This window comes from Pseudomonas sp. LBUM1655 (assembly GCF_059716085.1).
This window is the reverse complement of record NZ_CP166801.1, coordinates 5,027,589-5,039,943: the sequence shown is the minus strand read 5'-3', so window position 1 is coordinate 5,039,943 and position 12,355 is coordinate 5,027,589. Positions and strand designations below refer to the sequence as shown.

Genomic DNA, 12,355 nt, shown 5'->3' with positions numbered 1-12,355 from the left:
CTGAATCACGACTGTTTCTGAATGACTTAGACGAGACTGAATCATGGCCCTCGATATTCACGCTCACCGCATCCTGATCCTCGACTTCGGTTCCCAGTACACCCAACTGATCGCCCGCCGCGTGCGCGAGATCGGTGTGTACTGCGAACTGCACCCGTTCGACATGGACGAAGATGCGATCCGCGAATTCGCTCCTAAAGGCGTCATCCTCGCCGGCGGCCCCGAGTCCGTGCACGAAGCCAACAGCCCGCGCTGCCCGCAGGCCGTGTTTGACCTGGGTGTGCCGGTCTTCGGTATCTGCTACGGCATGCAGACCATGGCCGAGCAACTGGGCGGCAAGGTTGAAGGTTCCGAACTGCGTGAGTTCGGTTACGCCCGCGTTGACGTGGTCGGCAAGAGCCGTCTGCTCGACGGCATCGAAGACCATATCGACGCCGACGGCCTGTTCGGCCTCGACGTGTGGATGAGCCACGGTGACAAAGTCACCAAGATGCCGCAAGACTTCCACATCCTCGCCAGCACCCCGAGCTGCCCGATCGCCGGCATGTTCAACGACGATCGCGCGTACTACGGCGTGCAGTTCCACCCGGAAGTGACCCACACCAAGCAGGGCGGTCGGATCCTGTCGCGCTTCGTTCTCGACATCTGTGGCTGTGAAGCCCTGTGGACCCCGTCGAAGATCGCTGAAGACGCCATCGCCAACATCCGCGCACAAGTCGGCACCGACAACGTGCTGCTGGGTCTGTCCGGCGGCGTTGACTCCTCGGTGGTTGCCGCGCTGCTGCACAAAGCCATCGGCGATCAACTGACCTGCGTCTTCGTCGACAACGGTCTGCTGCGTCTGCACGAAGGCGAGCAAGTGATGGCCATGTTCGCCGAGAACATGGGCGTCAAAGTGATCCGCGCCAACGCCGAAGAGCAGTTCCTGAACAATCTGGCTGGCGAAGCCGACCCAGAGAAGAAGCGCAAGATCATCGGTCGCACCTTCATCGACGTATTCGATGCCCAGTCGAACAAACTGGACAACATCAAGTACCTCGCTCAGGGCACCATCTACCCGGACGTGATCGAGTCGGCTGGCGCGAAAAGCGGCAAGGCTCATGTGATCAAGTCGCACCACAACGTGGGCGGCCTGCCGGAAGAGATGAACCTGAAACTGGTCGAGCCACTGCGCGAACTGTTCAAGGACGAAGTCCGTCGTTTGGGTCTGGAACTGGGCCTGCCGTACGACATGGTCTACCGTCACCCGTTCCCGGGTCCGGGCCTGGGCGTGCGCATCCTCGGTGAAGTGAAGAAGGAATACGCCGACCTGCTGCGTCGCGCCGACCACATCTTCATCGAAGAACTGCGTAAAGCCGACTGGTACCACAAAGTCAGCCAGGCCTTCGTGGTGTTCCAGCCAGTGAAATCGGTAGGTGTTGTAGGTGATGGCCGTCGTTACGCCTGGGTCGTGGCCCTGCGTGCCGTGGAAACCATCGACTTCATGACTGCGCGTTGGGCTCACCTGCCTTACGAACTGCTGGAAACCGTTTCCGGCCGCATCATCAATGAAATCGAAGGCATCTCCCGCGTCACTTACGACGTGTCGAGCAAGCCGCCGGCGACGATTGAGTGGGAGTGATCCCGCTGCACGTCGATGCCTGCATTGAGTGACTGAAAACCCCTGGCCCAGGCCAGGGGTTTTTCGTTTCAAGCGCCTTTGAAATCCTTTCAGGCGGGTAGGCGACTCTGAAGTTTCATGCCGACTTCTATCAGGCGCTGCGATAAAGCCGCGATATCCGGAAACAATATCCCACTGATTCGCGGCATGGACTGAAGCCAGATGTAAGCCTGGCCGTCCAGTGTCCGATTCACCGGTATTCGAACAATGTTGCCTGTGCTGTTACGGCGCACGAGCATGTAATCGTTTTGCGACTTTTCAAACAGGTAAGCGCCATTGCGATGCAGCAGGCGACCCAGCTTTTCCTCAGTCCATATCACCGCAGGCGCGTCGATTTGCAGGCGCAGGTCAGCGTAGAGGTAGTCGAACGAGTCGCGGGTCGATGCACCATTGTCAAAAGGGCCGCGAGCTACCTTGAGTCCCGGGTCGATGCTGACGCCTGGATTTTCCGAGGCAAAGGCTTCTTCAATGCGTAAGCCGATGCCGCCTTTAAGTTCGCTGATTCCTGGCAGGCCTCTGAAATTATTGGTGTTCTGTGCATCGATCAGGGCAATCCATTTACCCGGTCGATTGAGGAGTGCGTCGCCCCACATGATCCGGGACATCAGATGCGCGCGCATCATTTGCTCTTCAATCGACGTGAGCGGCACCCTGATTTTGCTACTCGCCGCGCACCCAAGGCCTTGGACGCGCACGCCATTGGCCTGGGCGGTCTTCACCAGTTCCAGGATGTTGTACACCTCGTTCGGATCGGTTCCGAGGCTGGTCAGGTAAATCCGCAGATCCTCGGACATCTGTCCTGTGGTGTAGAAACTGTTCAGATCAACCTGGGCAAAATCATTCAGCAACTCACCCACGTAGAGCGTCGTGGCGTGTCGTGCAAGCGCGGGCATGTTTTCGATCATGAAACGCATGCTGGTGATGCGATCAAGGGTTTCTCCCACTGCCAGGCCAACCGTTTTTTCAAAGAGGCGATCAATGAGTTCATCGGTCGACATCGAGTGACTGACTTCGGGCAGTGCCGGACGTGCAGGCAGGTTGGTCCAATCCAGCTCAGAGTAATACTCTTTGGCCTGGTTCAGCAGTTGTGTGCGTTTTTGGCTGAAATGCAGCGCAACCTGATCATTGAAAGATGGATGTCTGGCCGTGCTCGCCACATCAGCGGAATCATCAGGGAGGTTCATCGCCCACTTTCTCAGCCTGACCTTGTCCAGGCTTCCAGTATCGGCGAGGGTGGTAACCAGGCGCAGTGGGCGGGCAGCCGGTGGCACCGGTTCGACCAGTGGCAGATCCGGCGATGACGTTGATGTAGAGGTAAACGAGGTCCCTTGAGTCTTCGGCGTGCATCCCTTGCCAATGCACTGACCGCCCCCTCTGAGACGCAGCGCAGGCATGCGCTCCCACTTGCCGGCAGCATTGAAGCGAACCGGCAACGAATAAGCGAACTGGTTGGGGTGTTGAGGATCGATGATGGCCCAGTTGCCACTGCTCTCGGAGGCGTCGAAGTAGCGCACGTAGTACGCGCTGCCATCGATATCGATCGCATAGGGGTGGGCGTTATCGAGGCGGTAGATGCCTTGAAACTTTCCTGGCTCGGTTTCTGCATAATAGCGATCAAGCAACTCGTTGCACTGATACCGGACAGGCACTTTCGGCGCAGACGGGCGTTGCGGCAGGGGCGCGGTGGGTGTGACCTCGACGGGAATTTCGTTTGCCATCTCGTCTGCCTCTTCGTCAGCGATCACCAACGACGCCTGATCCCGCGGTGGCAGGAAGGGCTCGTTCGCCGAGGTGAACTCGATCAGCCCGGCCATTTCCTCAGCTTCGGCAAATTCAACCTGCGGGCCCACCTCCAGCTGTGCGCCGGTGCCGATCAGGAACGGGACGTTGAACACCACTTCGATGCCATTAAGCACCGCGCCAAGGGTGCCGGTCTTGCGCTCGGCAGCTGTCCTGCCCTTGACTGCAAGATCGATGTTCAGCCCCATATTGGCGATGCCGGCGCCAATCACCGGCAATGCCAGCGGCCAGCCTACGGTTGCCATTGGGCCGAATACTTTCAGACCCGCGCTCAAGTACCCTATCCAGAGTTTTTTGCGCAGATCATTGTTGGAGGTCAATGCCAGATTTGCCTCGGCCAACATGGCGCTACGAGTCGAATCGCTTAACCAGGTGAATGCGTCACCGCTGATCGCGACGTTGCTGTGGTTGATCATCCGGTGATCGCTGTGTCCCCAACTGCTCACCAGACGGGTCATCAGATCATTCAGTTTTTCGCTCATCTGATTGCGGTCAGTCAGCGAAAAGCGGTTCATGAAAACCTTGCGCTTATCCTCGGTGTTCATCTGTTCAAGCATCCACCAGTGCAGATCCGCTTCATCTTCCATCAACCGAAAGGGTTGAGCTTCGCCGGGTAGGTAGAGGGTTTGCCGGCCATTGTCCTCAACCAGACGCAGCACTTGGGTGGCGACATGACCATCGAGATCCAACACGCGCACATCACCACTCACCGGGTACTTGGCTTGTAGCATTTGAAGGGTGACGGGCCAGGTAATGGGCCCTGTCACCGAGTTGATTACGCGCTGAAAATCAGTGCCGTCAAGTTGACCTTTTTGCAGCGCTTGTACCGCCAGGCTGAGGAAGTTGCACTTGGCCAGCGTCCGGAAATCGTTCCACGAGGACTGCCAGAAAGTGGTCAGCTGATGGGTGTAAAGCGTGCTGAAATCGATGTTCCAGAATGCATTCAGAACATCGCTACCCAGCAGCCGCACTTCATTATTCTGATTGAAGTTTTCAGCTTGCGGCCCGTCCGAGTAGAAGCCGCAGTACAGGCCCAGCAGATCGGCATTGTCCTGATCGGTGGCGCGAAAGCGATGGATCACCAGTTGTGTGAGGGTCAACGATTCATAAGGCTTTTCCAGCAGGTGTTCCCAACCGGTAAACGTCAGATTGCTGCTCTGCGCTGCCCTGAATCTGTGGAAATAGATAAGGTCCGGATCGATGTCCGACAGTCCTTTGTCGATCAGCAGTTGAAGGGCGATCTCACGGGCCGCCTCCAACAGGCTGGGACATGTGTGTACGAGTGTTGTAGCGATTGCCTTTAGGCTGGCCTTGTCTGCTGCGTTCGGCAACAGGCGGCGTTCGGGGGCGTTCATGCACTTCTCCATCCTTGGGGAAAACGAAGATCGAGCATGATCGATCTGCTCAGGGGGGATGCATTACATATGTATTGCTTATCGCAAGGCCGAGGGGTGGAATGATCCCGCTGCACTTCGATGTGCATATTGCGTGACTGACCCCCCCCTGGCACACGACAGGGGCTTTTCGTTCTGGCTCGGCCGTTAATCCGGGAGGCGGCTTTGTAAGGTCAGGCCCATTTCGATCAATCGATTAGACATGGCCTCGATGCTGGCGAACCGGACATCGTTCACTTGTGGCCATGACGGGCGGTGCAAAGAAACGCCTCCGTCCGCCAGTAGAACCACGCGCGTTCGCACGAGTATGCCCTGCTTGCTGCGGTGCACCACGGTGTAGGTGTCTGCGATTTTGTTGATGATGAACATGCCACGTCTGTGCAATAAGTTTTCTAACGCATCCTCCGTCCAGTTCATTGGTTCGGCTGGCATTCGCACGCGAAAATCAGCACGAAGAACATCATGATTGCCCTGTGCGGCAGCACCGTTTGGAAACGAACCTCGACGCACTTCGATACCCGGATCAACGTCGATATCCATGATCGTGCCCACTCCAACTTCCTCGATCCGCACACCGATGCCGCCCTTTATTTCGCTGATACCGGCAAGGCCTCTGAGCGTGTTGGTGTTTTGTGCACCGATCAGCACGATCCACTTTTTCGGGCTGTTGAGGTAGGTGTCGCCCGTCATGATGTCGCTCGCCAGGTAGGTGCCGATCATTTGCTCGTCATAGAGCGAGAGGGGCGTCTTCATTTTGTAGCTCGCGGCGCAATCGATGCCCTGGATTCGAACACCATTTTCCCTGGCCACCTTGACCAGCTCCAATGCATTGAAGCGCCCCGCCGGATCGGTGCCCAGGCTGGTCAGGTAGGTTTGCAGATCTGCCGACAGGGTCCCAGTCGTGAAGTAGCGGTTCAGCTCCACTTGAGCGAAGTCACTCAGTACCCCGCGCATGTAGAGGGTTTTTGCGTGTCTGGCCAGTGCCGGCATGTTCTCGATCATGAAGCGCATGCTGGCAATGCGATCCAGGGTCTCACCCACCACCAGTCCGGAGGCTGATTCAAAGATGCGATCCAAGAGCTCGGAAATTTCCATCTGCGCCCTGATTTCTGGCAGTGGCGGACGGGAAGGAGGGGTGATCCACGGAAGGTTGCTGAAGAATTTTCTTGCGGCGGCATGCAGCAATTTGCGCTTGCTGACTGCATACAGCTCAAAGGGGTCGGACATGCCGAAAGCGCCGTCGGCATTTGGCTCCAGTTGGGCGTGGGTTTCGTTCAGGTTCAAGGCCCAGCCTTTGATCGAACGACGCACCGTCGGCTCGATATCGTAGGCAGAGGTCACGATGCGCACTGGGCGTAATACCGTATAAGGTGATTCGACCTCCGATTGAATCGCCGCTTCGGGCGCTGGCGGTTCATAGGTATCGAGGGCGATATCGGGGGCGCACGGTTTTCCCACGCATTGACCGCCGCCTGATAGACGCAGCGCTTGCATCCGCTCCCAGGCACCTTCGGCATTCAGCCGCACCGGCAATGAATGAATAAACTGATTGGGACGCTCTGGATCGACGATAGCCCAAAAACCGCCGTCGCCTGGTTCGCCGAAATAACGCACGTAGTACGGATTGTCATTCATCAGGATGGCGAAAGGCGGGTCGGTATCAAGTCGAAAGATACCCTGAAACTGTCCGGGATCACTTTGCACGTCCAGCCCGTCGAGCAATTCGTTGCACATGTATTTGTCTGGAATGGGTGGTGGTGCGGCGCTGTCAGCCGGGGGCAACCGTGGGGGCTCAATAGCCGGGGTGATCACTTCGGGCTCACCGGCAACCCTTGCCGGCGCCTCATCAGCGAGCGAATCCCCTGGCTCCAATGCCGCGGCAGACTCGTTGAGCTCCGCCATCTCTGTCGCTTCGGCCGCGTCCACCGCACCACCAGCCTCCAGCATCGAGCCGGTACCTTTGAGAAAGGGCACGTTGAACAGCGCATCAATGCCGCTCAGCACGGCGCCAACCACGCCGGCCTTACGCTCCCCAGCGGTTTTGGCGTTGACTGCCTGGTCGATGTTCAGCCCCATGTTGGCGATGCTGGCGCCTATCACTGGCAGCGCGACTGGCCAGCCGACGGCGGCCATCGGGCCAAGCACTTTGAGGCCTGCGCTCAAGTAACCGATCCACAGTTTTTTGCGCAGATCAGCATTGGACGTCAGGCTGAGGCTGGCTTCGGCAAACATTGAGCGGCGGGTTGAGTCACACAACCAACTGAACGCGTCGCCAGTGATCTCGAGTTTGCTCTGATTGATCAGATGATGGTCGGAGCGGCCCCAGGTGCTCACCAGCCGATTCATCATATCGGTGATGTTCTCCCTCACCTGCTGGCTTTCGGCAAGTGAATAGTGATTGAGCAAGGACTCGCGGCGGATCTCCTCGTTCATCTGCTCAAGCACCCACCAGTGCATATCCGCCAACGTTTCGTTCACGACAAATGATTGCGCTTCACCCGGCAGATAGACGATTTGCCGACCCGTGGGGGAGATGAAGCACAGGAGGTTGGTGGAGGCATGCCCAGCGATATCGAGCGCGCGCACATCACCGGTTACAGAGTGACTCGATTGCAGCATGGACAGGGTCACCGGCCAGGTGACAGGCCCGATGACTGCGCCGACGATCCATAGGTAATCGCTGGCGGTCAGTTGCTTGAGTTCCAGTGCCTGCACCGCCCGGCTGAGGAAATTGCACTTGGCCAACGTACGAAAATTATCGGCGTGTGTGTTCCAGAAAGTCGTCAGCTTGTCGTTGTATCGCGTGCTGAAGTCGATGCCCCAGAAGGCGTTGAGCACCTCGTTGCCGTGCAGGTGACATTCATTGTTCTGGTCGAAATTTTCGGTCTCGGGGCCGTCCGTGTAGAAACCGGCGTAGAGGTCCAGCAGGTCGGCGTTGTCCTGGTCGGTGGCACGAAAGCGATGAATCACCAGTTGCGTGAGAGTCATCGATTCGTAGGGCTTTTCGCGGATGTGCTCCCAACCGGTAAACGCCTTGGTACTGCTTTGTGCCGATCTGAATCGATGGAAATAAACCCGGTCCGGATCGAACCTCGTCAGGCCCTTACGTTCCAGCAACTGGCGAGCGACTTGATGTGCCTCGTCGTGAAGGCTGGGGCACATTTGTACGACAGCCGCAGCGATGGTTTTGAGGGACGCTTTGTCTGCCGCATTCGGCAGAGGACGCTGTTCAGGCGAATTCATGCTTTCTCCATCCTTGAGAAATGAAGGCCGAGCATGGCCGATTCGCTCAAGTGGAGTGCGCTACATAGATACCGCACATTACCGAGGCAAACGTGCTGCGGTCAGCGGCGAGCCACGTCGGAGAAGTAGAACTTGTCCAGGGTGTGCCGGGATTCGGTGTACTCGAACTGCCGTCCGTCCTGAAGGAACGTCTGGTTGCTGACCACGATCACGTGGCTCTGCCCGTCAAGATCCAGATGTGACTGGTCATCCTTGCTGCGTGGCTGCGCTTCGATGGTCCGTTGGGCGTAAGCGATCTGCAGCTGCAGGGTCTGTTCGATATAGGCGTAGATCGATTGCTCGGCGATATCGAGTGACAGGCCGGGAATGACTTCGCTGACAAAGTGGTTGATGTCGAGAATGACCCGTTTGCCGTCGATCCGCCGCACGCGTTTGACCCGGGTTATCAGGCAGCCGGGCTCGGCCTTGATGTGCTCGAGAAGGGGGCCTTCGAGCGGAATCTGCGACAACTCGACGACTTCAGTGCTGACGTCGTTGCCCAGCCGCGGATAGGTTTCCTGGAAACTGACAATGCCACCGAGTTGAAACTCGATCGGATTGGTCGACAGGACGAACGTGCCTTTGCCATGGACTTTCTGGGCGAAACCGCGCTCCTGAAGCAGTTCGATGGCCTTGCGTACGGTGCCGCGGCTGGCCTGATAGCTGTCCATCAATTCGGTTTCCGACGGCAGGCGGGCGCCGCGCTCCAGGCGTTCGGTCGTAATGCTGGCCAGCAGATCGCTATAGATCTGGTTGTATTTACTCATGGAAGGGGCTCGATGCCGGCTGTGCTCAAAGCTTCGAACCTTAAGGGCAGGGTAGGGCTTTGTCCATGTAGGGATTGGAAATCGACTAAGGGCACGGTAGGAAATTTCTCCGCTGGTCCGGCAAAAACATACAAAAACAAACTCGTCTGTACGAGTTGTTGCATTAACTCGTACAGACGAGTACTTTTCGCTTCGGCGTGCTGCCAATAACAACAATCCACAGCGGAAGAACTAGCATGAGCCACGACTATCCGAACATCGCCAGGGAACTGCTGCAAAGCCTTGGCGGCAGCGACAACCTCGAGCAGGCCGCGCATTGCGTCACGCGGTTGCGACTGGCCCTGAAGAATCCCGGTCTGGTCGACAGCGCCACGCTCAACCAGATCGATCTGGTCAAAGGCTCGTTCTTCACGGGTGGCCTGTATCAAGTGGTGATCGGTCCGGGCGAAGTAGAAAAGGTCTACGCCGAATTGCGCCGCCAGACCGGTCTCGCCGCATCGACCATCGCCGACGTCAAACAGAAAAGCGCCGAGAAGATCAACGCCATGCAGCGTCTGGTGCGGGTGTTTTCCGATGTGTTCATGCCGATCCTTCCCGCGCTGATCATTGCCGGCCTGCTGATGGGTATCAACAACCTGATCGGCGCGAAGGGCATGTTCATCGACGGGCAGACCCTGCTGGATGCCTACCCGAAACTCGACGGGCTCTGGAGCCTGATCAACCTGATGGCCAACACCTCTTTCGTATTTCTGCCGGCGCTGGTGGGCTGGTCGGCAGCCAAGCGTTTTGGTGGCAGTGAAATCCTTGGCATCGTGCTCGGCCTGATGCTGGTTCACCCGGATCTTCTCAATGCCTGGAACTACGGCAAGGCCGTGGCCGGGCTGGACGGCCAGCAGATGCCGTACTTCGACATCCTCGGGCTGTTCCAGATCGAGAAGGTCGGTTACCAAGGGCAGATTCTGCCGATTCTGCTGGCGGCGTATGTCATGAGCGTCATTGAAAAATGGCTGCGGGCACGGGTGCCGAACGCGGTGCAACTGCTGGTGGTGCCGATCACCACCATCGTGGTCACCGGTGTGCTGGCGCTGGCGGTGATCGGCCCGGTAACCCGCCACATCGGCATCTACATCACCGAAGGTGTGGTCATGTTGTTTGATCTGGCTCCGATGGTCGGCGGGGCGATTTTCGGCCTGCTGTATGCGCCACTGGTCATCACCGGCATGCACCACATGTTCCTGGCGGTCGATCTGCAGTTGATCTCGACCCAGGGCGGCACCTTTATCTGGCCGATGATCGTCATGTCCAACCTCGCGCAGGGCAGTGCTGCGTTAGCGGTGTTCTATATGACGCGCAATGCGCGGGATAAAAGCATGGCTTCGACCTCGGCCATTTCCGCGTATTTCGGCATCACTGAGCCGGCCATGTTCGGCGTCAATCTGCGCTACAAGTTTCCGTTCTATGCCGCGCTGACCGGTTCGGCGCTGGGCTGCATCTTCCTGTCACTGAACAAGGTTCAGGCCTCGGCCATCGGTGTCGGTGGCCTGCCCGGTTTCATCTCGATCATCCCGCAGTTCATCCCGATGTTTGTGTTCGGGATGGTCATCGCCATGGTGGTGCCATTCGTTCTGACCTGTGCACTGAGCATGAAGATTGTCCGGCCTGGATATCGGGTTGCCTGACGCGTCCACTTATTGAAGGAGTCCTGCCATGCAAGACTGGCAACGTTCGGTGATCTACCAGATCTACCCGAAGAGTTTTCACAGCCACGCCGGCAACCCGACAGGGGATTTGCTCGGTGTTGTGGCCAAGCTCGATTATCTGCAATGGCTGGGTGTCGAGTACTTGTGGATCACGCCGTTCCTGCGCTCGCCGCAACGTGACAACGGTTACGACATCAGCGATTACTACGCGATCGACCCGAGTTACGGCAGCATGGCCGACTGTGAGTTGCTGATCGCCGAAGCCGGCAAGCGCGGGATCAAGTTGATGCTCGATATCGTGGTCAACCACACCTCGATCGAGCACGTCTGGTTCCAGCAGGCGCGCAGCAGCCTCGACAATCCCTACCGCGACTTCTATATCTGGCGCGATCAGCCGAACAACTGGGAATCCAAGTTCGGCGGCTCTGCCTGGGAGTACGAGGCCCAGACCGGCCAATACTTCCTGCACCTGTTCGATCACACCCAGGCCGACCTGAATTGGGACAACCCCAAGGTGCCCGCCGAAGTCTTCAAGATGATGCGTTTCTGGCGGGACAAGGGGGTGGGTGGTTTCCGTCTGGATGTCATCAATCTGATCTCCAAGCCTGCGGATTTTCCCGAAGACGACAGCGACGGTCGACGCTTTTACACTGACGGGCCGAACGTCCATGAATACTTGCAGCAGATGCACCGCGAAGTCTTCGAAGGGCACGACCTGATCAACGTCGGCGAGATGTCATCGACCCGCCTCGAACACTGCATTCGTTATTCGAATCCGCAATCGAAAGAGTTGTCGATGACGTTCAATTTCCATCATTTGAAAGTTGATTATCCGAACCTGCAAAAGTGGGTTCGTGCCGATTTCGATTTTCTGCAACTCAAGCAGATTCTGTCCGACTGGCAGACCGGCATGCAGGCCGGTAGTGGCTGGAATGCGTTGTTCTGGTGTAACCACGATCAGCCACGGGTGGTCTCACGCTTCGGTGACGACGGCGAGTATCGGGAGATCTCGGCAAAGATGCTCGGCACCGCGCTGCACTTCCTGCAGGGCACGCCGTTCGTGTATCAGGGCGAAGAGCTGGGGATGACCAACCCAGGGTTCGAGCATATCGATCAGTACCGTGATGTCGAAACGCTTAACATCTTCCGGCTCAAGCGCGACGCCGGTAGCAGCGACGCCGACAACATGGCGGCGATCATGCAGAAGTCCCGGGACAACGGGCGTACGCCGATGCACTGGAACGCTGAACCAAATGGCGGTTTCAGTCGTGGCGAGCCGTGGATCGGAGTGCCGGCCAATGTTGCGCAGATCAACGTTGCCAACCAGCTCGACGACCCGCAATCGGTGCTGCATCACTACCGCCGATTGATCGCGTTACGGCGCACGGAAACGTTGATTTCCGACGGTGTCTATCGACAGTTGTTGCCCGAGCACAAGCAAGTCTGGGCTTACCTTCGCGAAGGAAGGGGCGAGCGCCTGCTGGTGGTGAACAACTTCTATGGCACGCCGTGTGAGATCGAATTGCCGCCCGTGATCGACGAGACGCAGAGCCAGCGGTTGCTGATCAGCAACTACCCGGACTGCCCGCGGCGCAAGCGACAGTTGACGTTGCGACCTTACGAATCGTTCGTCCTGCACCTGATCGATCACTGATACCTAACTAAAAAGCCGACGTTTAAAAAACACGCAGAGCCCTGCGCGGGGGAGTTTTGCGCGCCGAATTCATGCAAACACACAATAAAAATAATGGG

General features: G+C 57.6%; 6 protein-coding genes. 3 read left to right on the top strand and 3 right to left on the bottom strand.

The features are described 5' to 3' along the window. Positions 1-43 precede the first annotated feature (43 nt). A complete protein-coding gene (gene guaA / locus ACA074_RS22455) occupies positions 44-1,621 on the top strand; it encodes a glutamine-hydrolyzing GMP synthase (protein ID WP_187680618.1) in 1,578 nt (525 codons plus the stop codon). A gap of 89 nt (positions 1,622-1,710) precedes the next feature. On the opposite strand, the gene ACA074_RS22450 is transcribed toward guaA, so the two are convergent. From ACA074_RS22450 to treR, 3 genes are all read right to left on the bottom strand, one after another. Continuing rightward, complete coding sequence (locus ACA074_RS22450; protein WP_497677827.1) at positions 1,711-4,815, bottom strand: membrane-targeted effector domain-containing toxin; 3,105 nt, start codon at positions 4,813-4,815, stop codon at positions 1,711-1,713. Positions 4,816-5,001: 186 nt separating this feature from the next. Then, positions 5,002-8,097 (bottom strand): membrane-targeted effector domain-containing toxin, encoded by a 3,096-nt coding sequence (locus tag ACA074_RS22445; RefSeq protein WP_497677826.1) that lies wholly within the window; start codon positions 8,095-8,097, stop codon positions 5,002-5,004. Between the two features lie 101 nt (positions 8,098-8,198). Then, positions 8,199-8,903: a trehalose operon repressor gene (gene treR, locus ACA074_RS22440; protein WP_489878783.1), complete on the bottom strand. Its 705-nt coding sequence runs from the start codon at positions 8,901-8,903 to the stop codon at positions 8,199-8,201. Positions 8,904-9,139: 236 nt separating this feature from the next. Between treR and treP the strand changes: the two genes are divergently transcribed. Beyond that, positions 9,140-10,582, top strand: a complete 1,443-nt coding sequence (gene treP, locus ACA074_RS22435) for a PTS system trehalose-specific EIIBC component (protein ID WP_401266363.1) — start codon at positions 9,140-9,142, stop codon at positions 10,580-10,582. A gap of 28 nt (positions 10,583-10,610) precedes the next feature. After that, complete coding sequence (gene treC, locus ACA074_RS22430; RefSeq protein ID WP_497677825.1) at positions 10,611-12,257, top strand: alpha,alpha-phosphotrehalase; 1,647 nt, start codon at positions 10,611-10,613, stop codon at positions 12,255-12,257. The last annotated feature ends 98 nt before the right edge of the window (positions 12,258-12,355 follow it).